19 protein-coding genes and 1 other RNA gene are annotated in these 23,365 nt (G+C 54.4%); 6 read left to right on the forward strand and 14 right to left on the reverse strand.

Features of this window, described 5'->3' with window-relative positions; genetic code table 11:
- Positions 1-307: 307 nt before the first annotated feature.
- Entirely contained in the window at positions 308-1,075 is a 768-nt protein-coding gene (locus PLIM_RS17575) for a BON domain-containing protein (RefSeq protein ID WP_013111660.1), read from the forward strand.
- Between the two features lie 98 nt (positions 1,076-1,173).
- Here PLIM_RS17575 and PLIM_RS17580 read toward each other — a convergent pair whose 3' ends face one another.
- From PLIM_RS17580 to PLIM_RS23185, 10 genes are all read right to left on the reverse strand, one after another.
- Positions 1,174-1,800 (reverse strand): LutC/YkgG family protein, encoded by a 627-nt coding sequence (locus PLIM_RS17580; RefSeq protein ID WP_013111661.1) that lies wholly within the window; start codon positions 1,798-1,800, stop codon positions 1,174-1,176.
- A 59-nt stretch (positions 1,801-1,859) separates the two neighbouring features.
- On the reverse strand, positions 1,860-2,885 hold the full coding sequence (locus PLIM_RS17585; RefSeq protein ID WP_013111662.1) for a 3'(2'),5'-bisphosphate nucleotidase: 1,026 nt from the start codon (positions 2,883-2,885) through the stop codon (positions 1,860-1,862).
- Positions 2,886-3,064: 179 nt separating this feature from the next.
- The gene (locus PLIM_RS17590) at positions 3,065-4,645 is read right to left on the reverse strand and encodes a sulfatase family protein (RefSeq protein ID WP_013111663.1); all 1,581 of its coding nucleotides are present in this window, start codon (positions 4,643-4,645) and stop codon (positions 3,065-3,067) included.
- Positions 4,646-4,737: 92 nt separating this feature from the next.
- On the reverse strand, positions 4,738-6,231 hold the full coding sequence (locus PLIM_RS17595; protein ID WP_013111664.1) for a rhamnulokinase: 1,494 nt from the start codon (positions 6,229-6,231) through the stop codon (positions 4,738-4,740).
- Between the two features lie 332 nt (positions 6,232-6,563).
- Positions 6,564-8,552 (reverse strand): asparagine synthase (glutamine-hydrolyzing), encoded by a 1,989-nt coding sequence (gene asnB / locus PLIM_RS17600; protein WP_013111665.1) that lies wholly within the window; start codon positions 8,550-8,552, stop codon positions 6,564-6,566.
- A gap of 182 nt (positions 8,553-8,734) precedes the next feature.
- Positions 8,735-10,522 (reverse strand): RNA polymerase I-specific transcription initiation factor RRN3-like family protein, encoded by a 1,788-nt coding sequence (locus PLIM_RS17605; protein WP_013111666.1) that lies wholly within the window; start codon positions 10,520-10,522, stop codon positions 8,735-8,737.
- A 481-nt stretch (positions 10,523-11,003) separates the two neighbouring features.
- Entirely contained in the window at positions 11,004-12,206 is a 1,203-nt protein-coding gene (gene lhgO, locus PLIM_RS17610) for an L-2-hydroxyglutarate oxidase (RefSeq protein ID WP_013111667.1), read from the reverse strand.
- 264 nt (positions 12,207-12,470) lie between these two features.
- Positions 12,471-12,887, reverse strand: a complete 417-nt coding sequence (locus tag PLIM_RS17615) for a CAP domain-containing protein (RefSeq protein WP_013111668.1) — start codon at positions 12,885-12,887, stop codon at positions 12,471-12,473.
- A gap of 270 nt (positions 12,888-13,157) precedes the next feature.
- Positions 13,158-14,912 carry a hypothetical protein gene (locus PLIM_RS17620; RefSeq protein ID WP_013111669.1) on the reverse strand — a complete coding sequence of 585 codons (1,755 nt, stop codon included), beginning with the start codon at positions 14,910-14,912 and terminating at the stop codon, positions 13,158-13,160.
- A 151-nt stretch (positions 14,913-15,063) separates the two neighbouring features.
- Positions 15,064-15,579 carry a GNAT family N-acetyltransferase gene (locus PLIM_RS23185; protein WP_013111670.1) on the reverse strand — a complete coding sequence of 172 codons (516 nt, stop codon included), beginning with the start codon at positions 15,577-15,579 and terminating at the stop codon, positions 15,064-15,066.
- 215 nt (positions 15,580-15,794) lie between these two features.
- Here PLIM_RS23185 and rnpB point away from each other — a divergent pair.
- Both rnpB and PLIM_RS23765 read left to right on the forward strand, forming a co-directional pair.
- An RNA gene (rnpB, locus tag PLIM_RS23465) (RNase P RNA component class A) lies at positions 15,795-16,189 on the forward strand.
- A gap of 365 nt (positions 16,190-16,554) precedes the next feature.
- Positions 16,555-16,797 carry a carbon storage regulator gene (locus tag PLIM_RS23765; protein WP_013111671.1) on the forward strand — a complete coding sequence of 81 codons (243 nt, stop codon included), beginning with the start codon at positions 16,555-16,557 and terminating at the stop codon, positions 16,795-16,797.
- 329 nt (positions 16,798-17,126) lie between these two features.
- Here PLIM_RS23765 and PLIM_RS17640 read toward each other — a convergent pair whose 3' ends face one another.
- Positions 17,127-17,891, reverse strand: coding sequence for a class I SAM-dependent methyltransferase (locus PLIM_RS17640; RefSeq protein ID WP_013111672.1), 765 nt, complete (start codon positions 17,889-17,891; stop codon positions 17,127-17,129).
- A gap of 308 nt (positions 17,892-18,199) precedes the next feature.
- Positions 18,200-19,438: a BON domain-containing protein gene (locus tag PLIM_RS23195; protein ID WP_013111673.1), complete on the reverse strand. Its 1,239-nt coding sequence runs from the start codon at positions 19,436-19,438 to the stop codon at positions 18,200-18,202.
- A 1,052-nt stretch (positions 19,439-20,490) separates the two neighbouring features.
- On the opposite strand from PLIM_RS23195, the gene PLIM_RS17660 reads away from it, so the two are divergent.
- Positions 20,491-21,081 carry a hypothetical protein gene (locus PLIM_RS17660; RefSeq protein ID WP_013111675.1) on the forward strand — a complete coding sequence of 197 codons (591 nt, stop codon included), beginning with the start codon at positions 20,491-20,493 and terminating at the stop codon, positions 21,079-21,081.
- Between the two features lie 129 nt (positions 21,082-21,210).
- Here PLIM_RS17660 and PLIM_RS24250 read toward each other — a convergent pair whose 3' ends face one another.
- Together PLIM_RS24250 and PLIM_RS17665 are read right to left on the reverse strand one after the other, a co-directional pair.
- On the reverse strand, positions 21,211-21,444 hold the full coding sequence (locus PLIM_RS24250; protein ID WP_013111676.1) for a hypothetical protein: 234 nt from the start codon (positions 21,442-21,444) through the stop codon (positions 21,211-21,213).
- 179 nt (positions 21,445-21,623) lie between these two features.
- On the reverse strand, positions 21,624-22,328 hold the full coding sequence (locus PLIM_RS17665) for an ABC transporter ATP-binding protein (protein WP_013111677.1): 705 nt from the start codon (positions 22,326-22,328) through the stop codon (positions 21,624-21,626).
- Between the two features lie 241 nt (positions 22,329-22,569).
- Between PLIM_RS17665 and PLIM_RS24800 the strand changes: the two genes are divergently transcribed.
- Together PLIM_RS24800 and PLIM_RS24805 are read left to right on the forward strand one after the other, a co-directional pair.
- Positions 22,570-22,926 (forward strand): ArsR/SmtB family transcription factor, encoded by a 357-nt coding sequence (locus tag PLIM_RS24800; protein WP_013111678.1) that lies wholly within the window; start codon positions 22,570-22,572, stop codon positions 22,924-22,926.
- A gap of 28 nt (positions 22,927-22,954) precedes the next feature.
- Positions 22,955-23,299, forward strand: coding sequence for a hypothetical protein (locus tag PLIM_RS24805; protein WP_013111679.1), 345 nt, complete (start codon positions 22,955-22,957; stop codon positions 23,297-23,299).
- Positions 23,300-23,365 lie beyond the last annotated feature (66 nt).

Genomic DNA, 23,365 nt, shown 5'->3' on the forward strand with positions numbered 1-23,365 from the left:
AACAAGGATCAATCTTTGTGCCATGTTTGCAGCTTTGGGCAAGCATGATGTTGCAAACTCTCAAAACAGTGTCCATTCCACGAATGCTGCCGACGAATTGTCGAAAAGAACTTTCCTCACAGTGTGACACGTGGGTGATCAACCTGCGTGAGTGATGGGGCGACTACAGGAATTTCTCGAAACAGAGGCCGAATTCAGGTGTTCAAATCCGGGATCGCGCGCGAGACTATCCGATGAAGGTAGTGCTGAATGTCAGACGTGCGGGATTTTGGTCGCGGATAGTGCGAATTGTTGTAGGAATGCCAAAATGGTTCGAGGAATCCTGAACTGCGGATTAGCGGCGGCCTTATTGCTGCCCATGACCTCAGCCTTCATGACGACCTGTCACGCCCAACAGATGAATCGTTCCAGCGGTAGTACGACCGGTGGTTCTTCCGCACCGCGCGCAAGTCAAGGCTCAGCTTTTGGTGGCAGCTCCATGCCCGGAATGGGTGGCGGTGGCGGCAGTACCCAGTCGGCTGCCGGGACAGGTTTTGGGAGCACTCCACTGACAGGAATTGGGGCTGGTCTCTCGGCCTTTGGACAACAGGGGACGGGGACCGGTGGTTTCGTGGGGCAGAACTTTGGCGCCACTAACTTTGTGGGCCAGGCCAATGCCGCCAATGGCCAGGGTCAGAACCAGCGTGGTAACCAGAATAATCAGCGGGGCGGCGTTGATCGCGCGATTCAGCAGCAGCTCAATGGTGGTGGCTTTGGTGGCCAGAACAATTTTGGCGGTCAGAACGGTGGTGGCGCGAGCCAGCAGATTGTCATTCGCCCTCAGCAGCGAATTGCGTTTGATTTCCCCAAGCCTGTCGCCAACCAGATCATTTTGAACACGCAAGCCCGATTCAACAAGCTGGCCTATAAGCAGCCAGCTTTAGCTGGTGTGCAGATTGCCATGAATGCCGACGGTGTCGCGGTACTGACTGGCAACGTGGTCAGTGAAGATCAAAGGCGTCTGGCCGAACAGTTAGTCAGGCTGGAGCCCGGCGTGAGAAACGTGCAAAACAACCTGGCCACCACAGCCCCTTAATTGCATTACACGTTTTCGTGGAAATCATAACGCGGTGTTATTTGTGCCATGCTTGCCCAGTGCTGCAAGCATGGCACAAAGCGTCCCATGAATGTCGATTATCTCTCTGAGAGCTGATCGACAAAATAGACCGTGTGCGATCTCGGGCCATGGGCGCCGATGACCAGTGATTGCTCGATATCAGCCGTCTTCGATGGCCCGGCAATAAAGGCACCAAACCCGCGTGTGAGAAAGCTCAGGTGCTGGTAGGCCTCGAACATGTTGTTCACGATTTTTCCTGCTGGCACCACGAGAGCCAGATGTTCGCAGATGAAGTATTCAGCCCGATGGCGCACTTTGCTCCCTTCACACCAGACAGCGGCATTCTCGGCCACAGCGAACTCGCCCGGAAGAATGGCAAAATCAACATCGGCCATGGTGCCGGCAGCCACCACGGAGTCGACATCCACGAGGCTCATCGCTGAACTTGGAGAGAATGTTAAACCCTCCACTTCGCACAGCACCTTTTTTGACTGAGCGAAGAGTGCCTGGTTTTGCAGATCGTTCGCGACAGCTTCCAGATGGGGGACATGCACCATTCGGCCGCCAATCATCTGCAGCACATTGCCGAATTGATCCCTGGGATCGGGGTACTGAATCCACGGCCCGTCGAGAGGTGGCAAAGGGGAAGATTCCGGCAGGTGTCGGCGAATCGCCTTCAGGATTTCAGCACGCGATGTTGACATGGATAATTCTCAATCAGACGACAGATGCGAAGTTTACTGCCCGTTCTGCTCACTACGGATTATTGCTGAGCTGCCAAACTCTGCTGCTGTGCCACGACGGCGGCCACGATTTTCTCGTGGTGAATTCCATTTGTGGCAACAACTCCAATATTGGCGGAAAGATGCCGGCCCTGTGAAAAGTCGAGTTCTTTTCCTGTGGTATCCGTCACTTTGCCACCGGCGGCTTCAATGACCATCACACCAGCCGCATGATCCCATATGCATTCCCTGTAACCGGCGCGAGTGGGCAGGCGAAGATAGATCTCTGCCCTGCCACTGGCCACGCAGGCATACTTGGCCTGGCTGTCCATTCTCACGGGTTCGCCAGCGACTCCTAAAGACTGGGCAATCGTGGCGGAAGCATCGTGCCGACTGTGGGTGGCCTCGGCGGATTCACACACGCGGTACTCGTGCAGATTGTGCGATGTGGAAACATGAATGGGCCGGGGAAGATGATGGCCATCGAGCGAGGTCACAAAGGCCCCTGTTCCACGGACAGCATAAAACAATCCTCCCTGAGCCTGATTGATGGGAGTGATTTCGGGATTGATGAGATTTCGGGCGGGATCAGCCGGGAGATTGGGGCAACCCAGCACACCGAGAACGAGCTGCCCATCATCGTACAGGGCCAGAGCAATCGCGTACTGCTCTTTGCGAAGAAAGCCTTTGGTGCCATCAATCGGGTCGAGTGTCCAATAGCGGCGAGAACCTCCCTCGCCGTCGCCACGATCAATCCACTCACAGACATTTTGGCTGGTCGCCTGCGGATGAAATCGCTGAACGAGAGCCGTCACTTCACCAAGCAGCTCCGGCTCCTGCTGCAGTTCGGTCGAAGTTTCTTCAGCGACGAGGCAATCGTTCGGGAAGGCTCGGCCGATGGTTTCGAGAATGACCGCCTGGCTGGCAAAGTCGGCCATCGTGACGGGGCTTTTGTCAGACTTGGCCATGGCAGAATGGCCAATCCGCCGCTGGACAAGCTGGCAGATTTCCGCTGCATTGCGGACAGCGGTGAGCGCCAGCGATAACTCGTGAGAATAATCGATCATGGTGTAGAGAAAAACTTCCGACTCTGTGAGAACTGAATGTCATCAAACGGTTAATCAACCGGCAAGATATACGAATCGCAAAATGAAATCGCGTGTTGAAGATTGCAAAGACATGCTTGCCCAGAGCTGCAAGCATGGCACTCAGAACACAAAGATCGCTATTTCAAAGGGAATGCGAATTACTTCAATGGGCCGAAGGGGGACCATTCGAGCGGAGCATTCCCATAAGCCTTAGCGGGAGGTGGCGTCTGATCGTCAACCACTTTCTGGAGACGTCGAATTTCGTCTTTGAGTTCTGTCATGGTCTGGGCATAGGCCGGGTCGTTATGGAAGCTTTTGACTTCCTGGGGGTCAACCTGTCGATCAAGCAGTTCCCATTCGCCTTCACCAGTCCCTTCATAATGCACGAGTTTGTAACGATCAGTCACCACGCCATAATGCGGCTTGACGCGGTGAGGTGAAGGGTATTCGTAGTAGCGATAGTAGAGCGATTTTCGCCAGTCAGCGGGCGTATCCCCTTTCAGCAGTGGCAGGAGGCTGGCCCCCTGCATGTCGTTTGGTGCGTCGATTTTTGCGACATCGAGGAATGTCTGGGCAATATCGAGCAGCGAGACAATCTGTCCATTCGTGCGGCCTGCAGGAATAGCGGCTGGCCAGCGCGCGAGCAGAGGTGTCCGCAGAGATTCTTCAAAGATCCAGCGTTTATCGAACCAGCCATGTTCACCCAGATAAAAGCCCTGATCGGATGAAACCACCACGAGTGTGTTTTCGGCAAGGCCTTCTTCATCGAGCGTCTGGAGTAATCGGCCCACACTTTCATCGACGGCCTTCACACAGGCCAGATAATCGTGCATGTACCGTTGATAGCGCCAGCGCACGAGATCCTGACCTTGAAGATGGGCTGCTTCAAAGGCGTTATTACGCGGCAGGTAGTACTTGTTCCATTCTTCGAGTTGAGTGCTGTTGATGCCGGGAGGCGGGACGAGTTTGGCATCGAGCTTGGTGAAGGTGCGGTCGATCCCCATATCGTGATCAACGACTGCCTGAGCGCGATCTTTGTGCTGATCAAAGAGCGTCGCGGGTTCGGCAAACGGTTTGTCTTTGTTGAACCCCAGATGCCTGAGTGCAGGCGACCATTCGCGATGCGGAGCCTTATGCTGTGCCATCAGCAGAAAGGGCTTGGATTTGTCGCGATTTTTCAGCCAGTCGATCGATCGATCCGTAATGATGTCGGTGACGTAGCCTTCTCGCTGCACCTTCTGGCCATTGGCGATCATGGGCGGGTTGTAATAGATGCCCTGCCCTGGCAGGATCTCCCAATGATCAAAGCCTGTGGGTTCGCTGATGAGGTGCCATTTGCCAATGAGTGCCGTGCTGTACCCCTGCGATTTGAGCAGCTTAGGGAATGTCGTTTGGGTGCTGTCAAAGCGTGAGTTGGTGTTGTTGTAGAACCCGTTTTTATGCGAGTACTTGCCTGTCAGAATGGTGGCACGGCAAGGCCCGCAGATCGAGTTCGTGACGACACAGCGATCAAAGCGGATCCCCTCTTTCGCCACACGGTCGATATGAGGTGTTTCGAGGAGCTTTCGCTCGTCTCCATAGGCACTGATGGCCTGATAGGCAAGGTCATCGCTGAAGATGAACAGAATGTTGGGCGGTGCCGCCTTTTCTGCCGCCATAGCAGGTGAGATCTGAACATCAGGAGAGAAGAGAGCCAGCCAGCCCAGACTGAGAATTAAGGCAAATCGGACGGTATTCATAAATTCTCTTTCGATAGGAACTCTGCTGGAGTGCTGATCGTGATGCAGGCTCGAGAGTCGTCGTGTTTTGAAGTGAGGCGAATCGGTGATTTTCAGGCTGGCAAAGCGGGGAGATTAATAAACCGGGCATAGGCGTCATCCCAGGCCGCTGAGTTCTGAGGTTCGTAATGCCGGACACTGGCCGATTCGCGGACGACGGCTCTTAAGTCGGCCAGATTCGAGAGTTCTCCCGAGGTGCGTGCCTGCACGAGGACATTCCCTAACGCTGTCGCTTCGATCGGGCCGGCAATCACAGGGCGATGACAGGCGTCGGCAGCGAACTGATTGAGCAGTTCATTCTGCGAGCCACCTCCCACAATGTGAATCACTTCTGTCTTTTCGCCCGAGAGTCCTTCCAGCCTTTCGAGGACTTGCCGGTATTTAAGTGCCAGCGATTCGAGTGCACAGCGAATGACAGCTCCTTCGTCATCAGGAACTTCCTGATTGGTCTTCTGACAGTAAGTCCGAATCGCTGCGGGCATGTCCTCCGGGGCGACGAAGAGGGGAGAATCGGGATTGATAAAGGCCCGGAACGATTTGGCATCGCGGGCAATCTGTGTCAGCAGACCATAATCGTAGCTGGCACCATGCCTTTCGAACGATTTACGGCACTGCTGGACGAGCCACATCCCCATGATGTTTTTCAGCACTCGATATGTGTTATCAATGCCCCCTTCGTTGGTGATGTTCAGTTCGAGAGCCTTGGGTGTGAGAATGGCATGAGCCGATTCGATCCCCATGAGTGACCACGTTCCCGAGCTGATGTAGGCCCATTTTGTACTTCCTGTGAGTGCCGCGGGAACAGCAGCAATGGCAGCACCGGTATCGTGTGTCGCGGGTGCGACGACATTCAGCCTTGGTAAGCCCGAGCGACGGGCAACACTTTCGCGAAGCTGGCCCAGCGATGTCCCGGGGGCCACCACTTCCGGGAAGATGTGCGTGGGAATATCGAGCTTGCGCAGCATGTCGAACGCCCATGTCTTTTGTGTGGGGTGAAAGCATTGCGAGGTGGTGGCATTGGTGAATTCCACAACGCGGCTGCCACACAACAGCCAATGGAAGAAATCGGGCATCATGAGGAAACGATCAGCCACATCGAAGAGTTCGGGACTGGATCGGCGGGAAGCCAGCAACTGATAAAGCGAGTTGATCTCCATGAACTGGAGACCTGTGTTCTCGAAAATCTCTTTGCGGGAGAGCTGGCTGATCGCTGCATCCATCAAGCCGCGTGTCCGCGGATCGCGATAGTGATAAGGCTGGCCGAGGATTTCGTCCTTTTTTGACAGCAGGACATAATCGACACCCCAGGTATCAACGCCGACAGAAACAATCGAGTCGCCATACTTCTGGGCGGCTTTGGCCAGACCCGTCTGGATTTCTGACCACAGGCGCACGACATCCCAGCGCATCGTATCGCCCAGATGAACCGGGCCATTGGCGAACCGGTGGAGTTCATCGAGACGGATTTTACGTCCATCCAGCAGGCCAGCGATGACACGACCACTCTCGGCACCCAGATCGATTGCCAGATAACAACGCTCGGCCATAACCCTCGCCCTACAACAACTGTGAACTCAAAAGTGTGATCTCAAAGATGAAGATCGATCATTCGCCCGGTCGATCCTGCTTTTTGTGCCATGCTTGCAGCCTGGGGCAAGCATGTTGTTACATGCCTCTATACGCGTCATCTCAAATGAAATTTCGTAGCGGGAGACACATTGATGCGGGCTGGAGAATCGCTAACGGGAAATTGCCAGACTCACATCAATCTACGATGATGCAAGTTTGCACTGTCACTGTCGAGCCAAAACCCGTTTCTTGTGCGACAAAGTGGGTCGCAAGGCCAGCGAATTGACGCCTTGATGACTGGCGAGTTGCTCTATGCGGCCTGTTTTTCGACGGGCATGAAGCTCGGCGAGTGCTGATCGGTGGCTGCACATGTCGCCTTCTGGCACATCCAGTTTTTGAGTACGAGCAGACTATAGAGTCTGTCGGCGTGGTTATCGCGGCCTGAGCGATGCTCGCGCAAAAGCTGCTCAATGGCAGAGGGTTCGAAGAGTTCATCCCAAAGTGAGTGAGGAGCCAGCAGTTTGTCATGCAGCCAATCGGCCAGCGATGTGGCAAACCACGTCTTGAGTGGCAACGAAAAACCCTTTTTGCGTCGCTCGGTGATCTCGGCAGGCAAATGGCGGCGGGCCAGTGCTCGCAAAGCGTACTTGGTTTCTTTGCTGCGAATCATCCAGTTCGCCGGAAGTGTCGCAGCGAATTCGGCCACGTGATGATCCAGAAATGGTGCCCGGGCTTCGACACCATAGCCCATCGTCGCGCGATCTCCCTTGAAGAGGAGTCGATCCGCCAGATTCGTGCCTTGATCGTCGAGCAATGCCCGATCGAGCCACGTCAAGCCCTCATGGCGACTTCGCTCGGGAAGCTCAAACGTCTCTCCGAGCAAAGCCTTAAAACTTGATCGATAAAGGCTGGCACGCTGCCGAGGGTCGAAACCTCGCTTGCGAAGATCAGCTCGCCGACTGGAGAAAATGTTCCGCGCACTCCAGAGGACGAAATGACGGAATACACTGAAGGAGCCGTCGACAGAGAGGAGTCGCTCAACAGGGAGCGCAGCTCCCCAGATGTTATGCAGATTCTGCCACCATTGAGGAACTTGCGCGGACTCGCGGTACTTGCGGTATCCACCAAACAGTTCATCACCACCATCACCTGTCAGCACTGTCTTGACTGTCTGGCTGGCGACGCGGCTCAATTTGAGTAAAGGAAGTAACGCCGCATCTCCCAGGGGAAGATCAAGTAGCTGCCCGCTGGTTTCGACGAGTTCCACAAAGTCTTCATCGTGAAACTCAACCACTTCCAGATCGCACCCCAGATGCCGGGCGGCACAGAGAGCCGCGGCCTGTTCATCCATCGATGAGCCAGGGAACGAAATGCAGAAGGCCGGCATCCGGCCATGGATATGCTTGCAGGCCAACGCTCCCAGAAGTGAAGAATCAATGCCACCACTCAAGTAGAGGCCCACAGGGACATCAGCCAGCAGATGTGAGCGAACGGCCTCATCGATGACTGCTTCAAGATCGTTGAGCCAGAAGTCTGCGGTCGATGACGTCGCAGAACAACGCCTCGGGACAGGAGGCGACCACCACGCCCAGGTTCTCAGTTCCGAAGTGGCTGTATCGGCTGCCGGTTCGCTGAACTGGAGATTAAGGGCATGACCGGCAGGGAGTGCTTTGACATTCTCAAACAACGTCCGGGGAGCAGGGACGAATTGGTAGTAAAGGTATTGATCCAGCGCCACAGGATCGATGGGAGCGGGTTCTTGAGATACTGCCTCGCCGACTGGGAGCAGTGCTGAAGCTTCTGAGGCGAATGAGAATCGTTCAGCCTGCCACGAGTAATAGAACGGTTTCTGACCAAAGCGGTCGCGGGCAGCAAAGAGTGTTTTCTGCCTGGTATCGAGAATCGCGAAGGCGAACATCCCCTGCAGTTCATCGAGACAGGCAGTGCCCACTTCTTCGTACAGGTGGACAATGACTTCGCAATCGCTCCCCGTGCGGAAGTGATGACCACGCGAGAGGAGTTCCTGGCGGATTTCCTGGTGGTTGTAAATTTCTCCATTCGCAACAAGTGCGAGTGTGCGGTCTTCGTTAAAGAGTGGCTGGGCACCACCCGCGAGATCGATGATCGAAAGACGTGCATGACCCAGGCTGGCAAAGTTCGTCGAGAAAGTCGCGGAACCATCCGGGCCGCGATGAGCGAGTTGGCGCAGCATCGATTCGACACGGGATTTGGCCTTTGTGCTGGCGATTCCCGCTTGATCATGACCAATGGTTTCGACGCAACCACAAATCCCACACATGGTTCGAGCCTCCTTGCTCGCTGCCGGCAGAATCAGTCGTCAACAGGACGGAATCTGCTGAATGATGTGGATGTACCCGAAATCGCCAGTTTGTGCCAGATATTGTCTGACGAGTGCATTTCCCGATCGTGAATGGGAATCTAAGGCCCCCCATCAGCTGGCCATCCGGGCACTCGCGTTCATTAACCAATCAGACCTGCCAGCGAGTTAATGATCGAGGCGGCTGCAGCCGATGGTTCGGCCCCTGTCCACATGGTGGCAGTCGCTTCCCAGACCAGCCAGCCGTTAAGGACGACGAATAGTCCACCCAGACACAAGGCAATGGTCGTGGGGACACCGAACGAAGGGAGTGCATAAGCTGCCGACTCGGCTCGTGCAGAACCTCGCGTCGGCATGGCCTCTTCCGAGAAGTCTTCGTCATCAGCCAGAACCGCATCCTCATCATCGTCTTCCATGACGAGATCGTCACCGCCTAAAGATTCGATTTCGTCGTCATCGTCGAAGCTGTCAATGACGGCTTCTTCGAGGTCGTCTGTCAGTTCGAGATCTTCGACTTCTTCGCCCAGAGTGAACTGATCCGAGATGCCCTGCTTGCGGCCTTTCGCTTTGCCGCTCCCTTTTGTCACAGGCTCAGCATCGTCGTCTTCACCCAGAATCAACATCTGAGTCACGTCTTCTTCCGAGACTTCGTCAGCAGAGTCCTGCTGCAATTGAGTGGCAAAGAGGTCTTCTTCCTGGAACTGCTCTTCTCGTGCCAGACGCTGGGTCGAGGAAGATTCCACCAGCGATTCTTCATCCTGCAGCGAAAGTTCATCGCTGAGATCAAAATCATCATCGGCTGATGAGCTGACCGTCATACGCTGTGTGCCGGTGGTATCTGGTGCGGGAGCCGCATCGTCAGCAGCCAGATCGAGAGACAGACCCGAATCGCCCATATCGAGCGAAAGGCCGGAGTCGCCCACATCGAGCGATAAGCCGCTGTCACCAGTATCAAGCGAGAGACCGCTGTCGCCTGTGTCGAGAGACAATCCGCTATCACCGGTATCGAGTGAAAGCCCGCTGTCGGCTGTGCTCATCCGCAAACTGCTATCGCTCGATGCATCGAGAATGAAACCGCTTTCGTCGGCCGCTGGTTCGCCCGTATCGAGCGAGAGTCCGCTGTCTTCCATCCCCAGGGCCAGTGAGCCATCATCGATGATTGTGCCCGCCTCCTCGGGAAGTTCGAGACGAATGCCAGTCTCTTCGCTTTCGTTGGAATCTTCAAAATCCAGATTGTTGGCGGACATGGCAGCCGCTTCCGAAGGAAAGTCGAGCCCGATGCCCGATTCATCCTGAAGCGCGGGTTCGTCACCATGCACACTGGAGGTATCATCACTGCCAGTCATCAGGTTCTGGACAAAACCACTGGAGGTTTCTGCAACTGGGGTGGGCTGGATTTGAGCAGCCGCATCACCGAGATCCAGGTCCGTACCGCCGGCAGTTTCATCAAAATCATCGTCACTGAACAGATCTGTCAGGGAGTTGTTTTTCGTCTGTACCTGGGCGGGTTCATCGGCAATCGTGGGTTCGTCAGCAGCGGGTACATCTTCGAGTTGAGACAGGAAATCCATAAGATCGTCTCCGTCATCGACAACAGAGACATCGCTCGAAGAATCGTTCCCTTTCACGGGAGCGGTCGCCAAAGCATCTTCATCCAGTTCCAGGAACGAGACGGCATCCGGGCTGGCAGAAAAATCTCCATCAAAATCGAACGAAATGACATCCGAATCGGAGTTGCCTGAATTCGCAACGGGATTCGCCGGAGTCAATCCCCCCGCAATCAGTGCTTCGATTTCCTCACGCTTGTATTTGAATGTCCCTCGATCGGCCAGGGCTTTGAGCTGGCCCTCTTGCACGAGAGATTCAATCTGATCTCGCGAAAGTCCAAACGTGGAGATGATTTCGTCGGCAGTGAAGAACTTTTTTTCCATGGTCAATCCTCTGATTCAGCAGCTTGAGGGCTGAATCAGCTACACAAAAAATACTCGGTGCCAGCGCGATTCCAGAGAGATCAGAGCAAGTCCTGGTGGAACAACTTCACTCAGAACGATGCCTGTCAGTCAGCCCTTTAAGGCCGAAGTGACGGTCATTCTGAGCTATTCGATACCAACGGGTCGCTTCAGACTCCTGAAAGGAGCGATTTGGATGGTGTGGAGGTGCCCGTCCCTGAGGCGTTACATTTTCTCTTATCGATAAGATACCCCATAGAAAACACGTCTCGCCAGATGGGAAATGGGGAAGTGAAAAACTCACCGGAAAGTTGTTCGATCCTGACGCGAAGTCCGTTCGACCGATTTTTATTCAAGCCACTCAAGTGGCTATCAAGCCCACACAAACCCTACAGGTGGAAAAGCCGTCAAATTCACCGGGCCGATCCAGTGATGGGAGCGGTGACGGAAGAGCGGGCCATATTCAGGAGGCCAGCCGATTGGCAATCTGATCGACAACAAAGTCGCCAATTTTGAGCGAAGCCGTCGCTGCCGGTGACGGAGCATTGCAGACGTTGACAACCAGGTCGCGCTCCTGAATCAGAAAATCATCCGCCAGTTCGCCCGTCGGCAGTAAGGCTTGTGCCCTCACCCCGGCTGGTGCCGGGATCAGGTCGTCGGAGTTGATATCCGGAACCAGCTTTTGAAGCGCTGTGACAAAGGCTTTTTTGCTGAGTGAACGCCAGAGTTCCCGCAACCCTTCATCCCAGTTACGGAGCATCAGGAGCAAAAAGCCACGATAGGTGATCGTTTCGAAAAGATCGTAGGGGTTGAAGCTGGTTTTATGGTAGCCCTCGCGAGAAAAGGCCAGCACAGCGTTTGGGCCGCACTCGACTCCGCCGTGAATCATGCGGGTCAGATGCACACCCAGAAAGGGAAAATTCGGGTCGGGAACTGGATAGATCAAGCCCCGGCAGAGTTTGTGCGCTGAAGGTTTCAGCTCAAAGTACTCGCCTCGGAACGGGACAATCTGAGCGGGTGGCATTTGTCCGGAGAGCCATGTGAGTCGATCACTTTGTAAGCCCCCGCAATTGATCACGGTTTTGCCTTCCACAGGGCCGCGAGTGGTTTCGACGACCATGTAATTCCCGTCGCGGTACATGCCGTAGACACGGGCAGATGTCAGAATTGTGTTTCCTTGCTGTCGGATCATTTCGGCCATTTTGTCGCAGACTTGCCGGTAATCGATGATGCCCGCTTCCGGCACATGCAGTGCGGCCACACCGCTGGCGTAAGGTTCAATCTCGCGAAGTCGTTCGGCAGTGATCTTTTCCGCCCGGACACCATTGGCCATGGCGCGCTCAAAGAGTTTGTCGAGTTGTGGCAATTCGGCCTCTTGAGTAGCCACGATCACCTTGCCGCAACACTCGTAGGGAATATCGTGCTGATCGCAGAATTGTTCGAGCAGTAACTTCCCTTCCCGGGCATTGATGGCCCGCATGGTGCCGGGTTTGTAATAGATACCGGTATGCAGGACGCCCGAGTTATGCCCGGTTTGATGCTGGGCGATTTCGCGCTCTTTATCGAGGACTGTAATCACCGCTTTGGGAAAGCGTTCGAGCAGGCGATACGCCGTCGCCAGGCCGACAATTCCGGCTCCAATAATGACGACATCAGATCGCACCATGTTCGTTTCCTCGGCAGGCTCTCATCAACAGACCAGATTCGTGGATCGGCGGTAAAGTCTCTCAAATCCACCCAGTTTGAACAACAGGAGAGGACGAAAGCCTGGCGCTATCGAGTCTTATCCAGGTAAGAAAAAAAGTGATCTGACGAACGAAAATTCGCCAGATCACTCGATTTGGGACATTAACGGGTATTGAGAGTTAACCCGAGAGGCGAACTCTCCAGGATTGGTTTCGTGATCGTAGAGCCGACTGCACGGAATCGATTAACGAACAACGCCCACCCAGCAGTAACGCCCGCCAGAGACCATGTACCCAAAGCCACATTCAGAACCACTCAAAAGAATCGAGTGGTGAGCAGGTGAATAGATCCACCCCTGAACTGCGGCATCGGCCGAGGTCACACCCTGGAAGATGACTTCCATGTATGGCAGACCGCTGTGAGCAAACACACCAGTTGTCGCCATGTAATTAGCATGCTGCTGGGCATGCGCGCACATGACTGGATTCAGAGCGAGCGGAGCCCGCCCCATACGACCGCGGTGAGCGTTGGTGAGCTGCACCAGTCGCTGAATCGTTGGGTGCTGAGTCAGATAGCTGTAGTCATTGGCGACACCGTTGGTGGTGTGTCCGAACAGGCATGCCACTGAAACCAGCGCCGCGCAAACGATTCCGTACTTCATTCGATATCCCTCCCTGTGGAAGAAGACTGCCGATCCTTAACAACCTTGATCGATGAGTGACCAGGAAGTGAGGCTCAGAAGTCCAATTCGTGTCAGACGACCTGACGCGACTGTCAAACACGGTAAACCACAAAAACTTTGCGGATCAAGTGTACGCACACCTGGTTTTTCGAACAGGTGATCAAAAGTCACTGATGACTTGATGCGACCTGCTTTACACAAGGCATTGCAATCCGCCGGCGTGACGAGCGTCATTGAGAGAGAGCTGAGCTACTCATCTGCGCCGTTTGATTCTGCTGTTTTTGCCGGTTTTTCAGCGATTTTCTGATTGTGAGCTCGGATCATCCGGGCAATCTCCGGATCTTCAAAACCCGGATTTTCAATCCCTACAGGATCACATGAACCTAAGGCCCACAAGTAGGCGACGGGGATTTTCCAGGGAGATTTTTGATCGGCAAGAAACCTTAAAAATGCGTCGTGAACCTGCCGGCGGTACGCGGTGTACTCTGAATTTGTCCACGGGTTTTCAGAAATCTTCATCGTCATCGCCCAGGGAGTGCGGGCAATGTGCTCGACTTTTTCGGCGGGGTGCACCACTTTTCCCCCATCGAGCATGCCCGATCCACCCACACCAAACTCGGTCACAACGAGCGGTTTATTGCGAGGCAAAGGGGCTCCCAGAGCTTGCATTTCGGAATCCAGATAAAGGAGGTGGCCCAGAAAATCCTCAGGAGTCGCGGGAATTTCGAGATCTTTATAGAGAGAGACCCCCAGGAAATCGCACGTTTGCCACAGCCGGGCGAGTTCAGCACCCTGAGCTTCGCTATAGGGAACTTTCCCGCGATTAAAGGTGTGGTTGAGGCCAATCCCCAATTGGAGGTTGTTCAGTTTCGAGGCGGCTCGCAGACGTTCGATCACAGTGATCCACGCTTGGGGATAACGGGTAATCGTCGTCCCCATCTCACCAGTAATCGAAAACCGGACGGGCCAATCGGGAGGGACTGATTCGTTCAAAGCCTGGATGACCGCCAGCGGCCCGACATCGACATATGCCTGATTTTCGCAAGGGATTAGCGGATCGAAATCGAAATCATTCCGCCAGACGTACACCGGGCCGCTGGTATTCACGTGGAGCAGAATCGCAATTTCGAGCTGCTTTTCGACCGCACGGGCAAAGGCTGTTTTCATCCACGTTTGAAAGTCAGCAGCCGTCTGCCCTTCAAGAGGCTTGAGGATGTCTTTTTTCCAATCGGGAGGCTGAGGGAATCGCAGACCCCAGCGCTGCACCCGCTGGTTTTCGTCCAGCTCGCATTGAATCCCAATCGCAAATTCGACAGCTGGACTCCCCACTTCGGCGATGCGATCCACAGATTTTGGTGCACGCTTCATCTGATCGGGATAACCCATATGACAGGTGAATCCCAATGGTGCAAGAGGCCCACTGACCTGACTTCCCGCCAGTTTGACGAGGCGGAGTTGCTGTAAATCGGTGAACCGTGAGCCTGTTTCTTCTGGGGTTTGGTGCGACGATTGAGCCGCCTGGGTTGTGGATGAAGTGGCATTGGGATCAATCCAACCCAGTACGATGCGTACAGGCTGCACACCGGCTTTGGCAGGAAAGCGGCCCAGATAGGTGCAGGCACTGTGGGGTTCGGGGTGCGTTTTTCGAGTGGTTTCTCCCAAAGTGGACTTCAGTTGGAGCTTGGCATTGCCCACCGTTCCATCAAGAACCAGAGCATAATCGCCATCCTCAGGAATGTCGGCCTCGATGACGAGGGCATCTCCGACGTTTTGCCAGAGCCTGGACTTCATCGAAGTGTGCGGATCTGCTCCATGAGGAGTCGTGACTGCTGAAGCCGAGAGATCCAAAGGCTGATCGATGGTCAATCGAGATTCGGGCTGAGTTGCACGGAACTCGTTCGATCCGCAACCAGACAAAACCACACTGAAGATCATCGATAACAAACAGGCAAAACTGTTCCAGGGAACGAACCATGGATCTTTGCGTTGAATTCCTGTGAACATCGTCAGCTCCCCCCCCAAAAACCACCCTCAACCCTCAAATTGACTGTAAAGGAGGGGAGGGACAGGTGTCCACAAACAAAGTGGGTGTAGGCTCGAGAGGCGAAATCTTCTCCCGGTTAATACAGACACAAATCCAGAATGCTGTCGGTCGTCAGCCGTTGCCGGGGCTGAGTTCGCGCGACATCCAGAAGCCAGGCTCATTGGCATACTGATGAGGGCTGATGGTGCGGAAACCAAAACGTTCCCACAAAGGCCACGAATCGCGAACAGCCACCAATGTCAACTTTTGCCAGCCTGCCTGTTGAGCTTCTTCCGAGATGCGATTCACCAGGTAAGTGGCCAGCTTCTGTCCACGGAAGGTGGGTGCCACGGCCACATCATGCACATGCAGCACATTGCATTCCGCAGGCAATTCCCAGTCATCAGCGTGCAAAGGAGGCGGGGCGGCATCATGCCAGGGATGAGCAATGGCATAGCTGACCAATAGTCCGAACTCCTCATCTCGATGACCAAACGCGATCGGGGCGCGGCCGTATGCATCGGAAAGAGCCAGTTTTTTGCGAAAGACATCGCCAGATTCACAGAATTCCGCGGGATAAACGAGAGCTTGCACTTCGGCAATCTGCGCGACATCAACAGGTGCTAAAGGCAATAAAGAAAAAGACATAGAAAGAAATCCAGTGCTGGCGATGAAGCTGGCGCATGATCCAGAGCAACTTGACAGACCATCGAATACGGTAGAGGTCAACCTCTCTGATCTCCGCAAAGAGTTCCTCGTATTATTGTCTCAGCAGTCAATACTGTCGAAGGTTCTCGATCTTTCCAGGTTTTATCTTCCAGAGCACATGGCGCTTGAGAATATGTTACTATCAGTTTGACTCTGGAGAAGAGGCAGGCAATCGCTGCATGCGGCAAAACACAGTTCTGTGATTTGTTCGTGATGGAGAGGAAAGTCCGGGCTCCTTAGGAGGCGGCGGTGGATAACGTCCACCATCCGTGAGGATCGGGAAAGTGCCACAGAAAAGATACCGCCTCCAGTTCGCTGGGGGTAAGGGTGAAATGGTGCGGTAAGAGCGCACCGCAGTCTGGGTGACCAGACTGGCAGGGCAAACCCCGCCGGGAGCAAGACCAAGCAGGACGGAATTCAGCTTCACGCTGATCCAGATCTCTCCGATCTGGCCTCACCGTCCGGGTCGGTTGCAGGAGACGGTTGGCAACAATCGTCCTAGAGAAATGATTGCCCACGACAGAACCCGGCTTACGCAGCTTCTCCAGAGTCCCTGTATAATCCAAGCCTCTTGGTTACTTCAGATTAATGTCGCAGGAAAAATTTTCCGTGAATCGGCAGTTTTTTCCGGATTTTCTACTAAAATCTTGGAAAATCTCGTAAACCTTACAAGGGAACGGGTACGTTTACTAATGCAGGATGAATCGATGGAATGCGATGAGTCCTGAGGCTTGGGACCGGGGTGCTGGAATGTACACCGATCCAAGGATAAGTGATCGGCTAATGAATTGTTTTCATTCACTGTGAACTTATTGAGCGGCTGGCATAAAGGAGTGCTGGCCACTGCCTGCAACACAACCGCTGTGGTCATGTTTTGCAGGTAACAATGTTTGAATGTCGGACAAGGAGGTTAAGATGCTCGTATTATCAAGAAAAGCTGGCGAGTCACTGCTGATCGGCCAAGGACTTCTGGGCGAAGGGATTCAGGTCACTGTTGTCGCTGTCCAAGGCAACCGTGTGCGGCTCGGGATTACTGCACCCGCTGAAGTCAGCATTCGACGGCAAGAAATTGTCCTCGATCTGCCAGAGGTCGAACACTTGAGTGGAAGCTGTGACTTGGGAATTGAATCTCATAGTCGCACACCAGAACTCGTCTAGTGACGACTTGTGTCCATCTTGCTGTTAGGAACTTTTGGCCATTTGGCCATACTTCAGTTCGTACTGGGGATCGGGTGCACGGTTGAGTTTGTCAAAGGCAAAATACTGCCAGTCAACATCTCTCGCCTTCTCGATTTCCGTTTCACAAGCTAGTGGCACTTATCAACTGCTGAATTCACATGAACCATGACATAGAAAGACAGTAATCGCTGGCAGCGAGGTCGAGTTGTTTTCGTCGGCCGATAAGCTCATTAAAATTTAAGTCAAGCCCCCGAAATTAGACGGGGGCTTTCTTTTTTTCAGGCATCACTCTATGTGCCGGCATCACTCTACGCAGGCTTCACACCGCGGAACCATTTTTGCCGCAAAGTACCACACGACGTGATCTGCTCGAAGCCAATTTCTTTGAGCCACTGGCAAACATCGGCAGCAGGGTGTACCAGTCGGCGAAAATCAGGATGCGTCGGCCATCCGCGCCACTGGGTAATCCCGCAGGCATAGAGCCAGTCACGAAGTTTGAACCCCACTCGGGTTCTGGCACTGATCGGCTCGCAGTTCAATTGAAAAACCAGTTCTCCACCAGGCGCCAGAACTTCGAAGGCATCTGCAAAATAAGTTTTCAACAGCGGAACTGGGACATAGTAGAGCACTTCGTACGAAAAAACGGTTTGCAGAGCATGCCCCTGCTGCCGAGAGACAGCCAATGCACTTCTCAGTTCATTAGTCACCAGTCGCTGACCATCGAGCAGATAGTAGTCTATGTTTGCCAGTGTCTGTTTCTTGCGTGCCTCTTCCAGCAACTTCTGGGCGATATCGACAGCGAACACATGCCGGGTTCGACGAGCCAGAGCATGTGACAACCGGCCCACACCGCAACCAATTTCGAGCACGTCGCCCTGGTTGTCGAGATTCATCCCGCCGACGGCGAACGCATCGACCAGATCATGTTCAGCCGAATCGACGATCTCATTCCAAGAGGCATCCTTCGAGATCAGCTTGTCCATCGATGTCGGACCCTGCTCAAAATAAGCCCGATCCCACCATTCCGAAGAACTCTTCCGTTTGTCGGCAACTGCATCAATCGCTATCGACATGCTTCATTCCTTGTCAGGTGACGTTTCGCCAGTCATCAAGTTTCATGACGATCACATTGACAATGAATATGCAGTTGGAAGCTTTCGATTTCTTCAGTTTTACCTCGAAGGGCACCATTTCCGCTGTGCAGAAAAGCAACATCTTGTCACGACTGCTACAGGCCCAACTCCACAGGCTGTATTTTCAGTTATCTGCATCTATTTCCTGATGCAAAGGCTGGAAAACGAGAAAAGCCCGCAGCAGTGAATCACTGTTGCGGGCCGGCCATTCTCGGATTTCTCTCCTCAAGAGGAGAGTCAATCATGCATTACCAGTTGTTCGGGCTGAGGAACCACCACCACTTGTCGGTGCGTGAGCGGAACTTCAAGTTCCAGTATCCATCATCCCATTCCAGGCTGGCCTTACGCCATCCCAGTGGAACTTGAGGATATGGATAGAACGGTCCAATGTAAGGGAAGGCACTGGCACTGTACTGCTGTGGGTAAGTCACGGCAGCATAGTTGGGATACTGGGCATAGCTTGGCCAGGCATGGTCTGGCATCGAAGCGTTGTTATACATCGCACCTGGGGCACCGCCACCTGGCATCCCGGGGCCCATGGCCATCGGCATACCGGCTGGGCCACCCATGGGGCCGGGCATGGCACCCATTCCAGGGCCGCCCATTCCAGGGCCACCCTGTGGAGCACCTTGATAGGCAGCGCCGTAAACTTGTGGTGGCATTCCAGGACCGGCCATTGGCCGACCCATCTGTGGCGCCATCTGAGGTGCCATTTGAGGGGCCATTTGAGGGGCCATCTGTGGATAGCCCACAGGCTGAGCACCACCGGCAGGAGCACGTTCTTCTGTACAGACCAGATTGTTCTGAACCTGGGCCACACCCGAAGTCGCCTGACAGGCACGGGTGGCAGCGGCTTTCTGAGCCATGGTTGGCACAGAACCATCGAGTGTCACCACACCACTCTGATAGCGGATTTCAATATCGTATCCATCGAGCTGGGCGGAAGTCAGCGACTGTGCAATCTGCTCAGCCATCTGCTGATTCGAAACACCAGCTTCGAAGTTCACCTGCTGAATGTTCTGACGTGGGGCATTCATGGCACCACCGGCCTGCTGCACACCACGACCGAAATCTTCAGGTGGCATTTCATTACGGGCCACGGCCTGCTTAGGTGCAGCAGACGGGCCGGCAGCTTGTGCCCCCTTGCGGGCGGCCACAGCCTTGGCATCGACCACCACCAGTTCATTGTTCACACTCTTGACACCGGGCACGCGCTCCACGACCTGTGAGGCCTTGTCGCGCTGCTTGGGGTCTGTCACTTTACCCTTCAAAGTGGCCACACCACCTTTACAGGCAATTTCAATGTCGAAACCCTGCAGACGAGCCTGCTTCAGAGCGGCGGCCACATCTTCGGCCATTTTCTGATTGCTGCTTGTCGACTTGGTTGCGGCTGGCTCGTCCTTCGACGACCAGGGGGCGGCAGTGCCGACATTCGGGATGCTTGCCAGCAATCCCAGCGTCAACACCCACTGACCGTACTTACGCATGAACTGGTCTCCTTACCGGTTATGATCCGACTGCCGGGATGTCTCGATCTCAAAACTCCGTGCAGACGGAACACACCGAGAATGGCCTTCGGTCGAATTCTGCTGCGGGCGGAAAGGCGATCGAGTTCGCCTCTGTCATGATTTCAGAAGAGCCTGCCTCACAATCCCTGCGGGCAAAATCTCTACCTGTCACGTTACATCGGGTGGGATGGTTCCTCAGGCACAGACTATTCCGTTTTTTTCGACGCTAACCATTGTAACGCCTGCGGGATTCGCCGATGTTCAGCCATCCTCCACCTCCCAGAGCCGGTTAACGGCAGCATGTGCCGGAGAAGATCGGGCGCGGCGTGGGGATACTGGCACGCAGCAGAGCGGGAGAGAAGCTGGAAAGCAGAGCGGGAGAGAAGGAAAGAAGTCAAGAAGGGGAGAAGCCGGAGGGTTGTTGGAAAACGCTGGCGGCGAGAAGAGCGATGTCATGAAGCGGAGAGCAAGCGTGTGTGAGCTGCCCGAGCTTTGAAGCCCCGTCGCTGGCCATCAGGTTCACTTCTCTCTTCTCTTCTTCTATATCTCCGTCCGCTGAATTTCCCTGCCTGCTGAATTTCCCCATCAACAGGAAGCAAAGCATCCTGGATCTCCATGGCATTCCCTAAGGTCTCAACCACCATCTCCCATCACCGCCCTGACATCGTCTTCTTACATCCGACTTCTTCCCTTCGTCCCTTTCCCCCTTCTTCCCTTCTTCGCTTCTTAGCCGGGTGCCACTGCTGGCTCGTCCAGCATTGCTCCTGCCATCAGCCAAAAACGATTCACTTTCGAGACGACTGATGGCAGACATCTTCTTTCCCGTCGTCTTGAATGCAGCACCCGGCAATGACCGCCGAAGAAACTCTGCGTCAAGGGCAGTTGCGACCTCCCAGCCGTTAAATCCGAAAAAACCCCACAGTTTGACAGGCAGAGTGATCGATACAGAAGGTGCAATCGGTGCGATCCAACAGCTTTGAGATCGCTCAATCTACCATTCATCGTCAAGTTTGCCCCTTCGGAGTGAGAAGATGCCCAAGTACGGATGGCTCAAGCGCCTGGCGCTCGTCGTCGTCGTTGGCATGACGACGCTATCCAGCAGTGGCTGCCAGCTCCTTCTCTGGGATGGCTTCCTGGGGACTGCCTTCCAGTTTGCTGGGTTCTGGGATACCACCCCGCTGATCCCTGTCAGCCCTTATTACAGTGAACTCATCGAGGATGCTTACATCCGCGAAGAGCGTTACGAGAAAGTGCCCGTCCTCGATCCCGTCGAAGGCGAGCATGCTCCGATCTTCTGTCAGGATCCTCCTTCACAAGACGAAGTCATGCGGGCCATGCCGAACATCACGTCGGGTGGGTGGGTCTTCCTGGCTGAGACCAGCATGAACAACGTACGCATCGTGGTGGAACCGATTGTTGACCGAATCGACGATTGCCGGTTCTTCCCGATGGTAGGCCCTGCTCGTCTCAAGCATTGCCACTACAAAGCGACCATCTACTTCGACAAGACCATTCGCTCAGGCTGGCCAGTTCCCTTCTCTCACAAGGATGAATCGATCGAAGTGGTCTACATTGACCATGATCACCTCATCCGCTGTGCAGGCCCCGCCACTCCTCAGTAATCAATTTGTCCGACAGAGCATCAGACTCTTAGCACCCGAAGTTTCGCATCTGCGAGGCTTCGGGTGTTTGGCTTTTCTACGAAACACAACTGGCAAGCAGACATGGACTTCAAGATGTCCAGCCAGACTTCATGCCCCCTTCTCCCGTTCCGACAGGAGAAGGCCGGAATGAGGGCGAGCTTGATCGTACTTGGGGATCGATCCACAAGCAGCTTCATCGCGAGCCGGGTGGCTGGGGTCAAACGTCTTCGTTTGCCCCCAGGGTGTTTGCCGCTGGTTGTTCATACTGTTTTTCATGCGGAGGAATTTGGCAGATGCATTCCTGCTCGTGAATTCGATTGACCAGGGGGCGGATGAAGACATCCGACCCCTGCCACCCGGACGGAGCCTACTGAGTGTAGCGAAGCAGGCTAAGTCAGGGCCTACTCCATCTAAGGCGATGACGCACACTTATTCAAGATACAAGAGCGAGTTCGATCGTACTTGGGGATCGATCCACAAGCAGCTTCATCGCAGCACGCTTGCAGTCAACTTGGAGTGCGTCACTGATTCTCAACGAGTTGACCTGCTTTCAAATAGCAGCGGCGGGGGTACGATTGAGCCATGGCTTCGCTATGAGTGACGCAGAGCAGAATACTGTGTGACTCCAGCGCCAGAGCGACCAGTAACTTCCCCACTGTCTCGGCCGTCGCAGGATCGAGATTCCCTGTCGGTTCATCGGCCAGGAGCAGCCGCGGGCGATTGATCAGCGCCCGGCAGACGGCCGTCCGTTGTCGTTCCCCCCCTGAAAGCTGGGTCGGTTTATGGTCCATCCGCGCTGTCAGCCCGACCTGATCCAGTAACATCAAAGCCCGCTCTCGGACTTCATTCGAGATGCCACGATGCGGCAAAGCTGGTAACAGGACGTTCTCCAGCACCGTGAGCTGAGGCAACAGGTGATGATCCTGAAAGATGAAGCCAATCTTTTCGTTTCGAAATTGAGCCTGTTGAGTCACATCCATCGCAAAGGGATCTTCGCCATCAAGACTGACTGTTCCCGATGTCGGATGATCGAGCACACCCAGGATCTGCAATAGAGTGCTCTTTCCACATCCTGAAGGGCCGGTAATCGCGATCGCCTCTCCTGTATTGGCAGTGAATCCGACACCTTGAAGAATGTGCAGCGTCTCGGAGCCATTCGAGAATTCACGCGAGAGATCCTGGACGACGAGTGCCGGGTGACCTGACGGCGTTGATAGATTCGTCATAGAAATTTCCATCCCGACGTACGAATTTTCTCTGGAAGAGTAAGATGATCCTCGCAGTTGAGCTTGCTCGCTCGGGTTGTGAATTGCCAGTCTGCCACGAAAAGTCCGTGTTCGTCTGGCACACACAGCCAAAAAACGATGTGCTATGCAAGTGCAACGCATAGTGAGAAATCATGCCTTGACTCACATGAACACTTTAGATATTATTCAATTGATGAATCGACAGAGTGAGGTAGCCTGAATGGATGAAGCCGAACCAGTTCTTCACGAGCACACACATTCTCCACGCAAGCTGCCCATCGCCGATGTGGCAGCCTGTCAGATGGCGGCTGATATCTTTCGCGCTCTGGGAGATCCCAGCCGTCTGCGGATGCTCTCGTTGCTCATCCACGATGAACTCTGTGTCACTGAGATTGCCGAAGCTTTAGGAGACAACCTCTCGGCTGTCTCACAAAGGCTCAAGCTTCTCAAAAGCGAGCGCATCGTAGGTGCCCGCCGGGAAGGCAAGCACATCTTCTACCGCCTCTCGGATCATCATGTGAAAGACCTCGTGACCAATGCGCTCGCGCACGTTACGGAGCCTCACGACCATTCCTGAAAACACGCCCAACAGAAAGACCAGACAAATGGCTCATTCATGCACCAGCCACGATCATGTTCACGGCCCCAACTGCGGCCACAAAGCCGTTCAGCACAATGGTCACGTCGATTACCTCCACGACGGCCATCTGCATCATCAGGAACAAGCAGGCCAAGTGACTGAACATCAATTTGAAGTCAATGCGACCAATCCCGCAGCTTGCACATCAGGCCATGCCTGTACCAGCCATGCAGCCGATCACATCCATGGTGAAAACTGTGGCCACCCAGCCGTTCCTCACGGCGATCATGTCGATTACCTCGTCGATGGCCACCTGCATCATCAGCACGCAGGCCATTGCGATAATCACGGCCCGGTCACAGTGGCCTAGTCACAGTGGCCTAGTCACAGTGGCATTGTCAGAACTTTGTGTCATTTTCCCAAAGGCAAATCGCTC

The organism is Planctopirus limnophila DSM 3776 (assembly GCF_000092105.1).
Classification (GTDB): Bacteria; Planctomycetota; Planctomycetia; order Planctomycetales; family Planctomycetaceae; genus Planctopirus; species Planctopirus limnophila.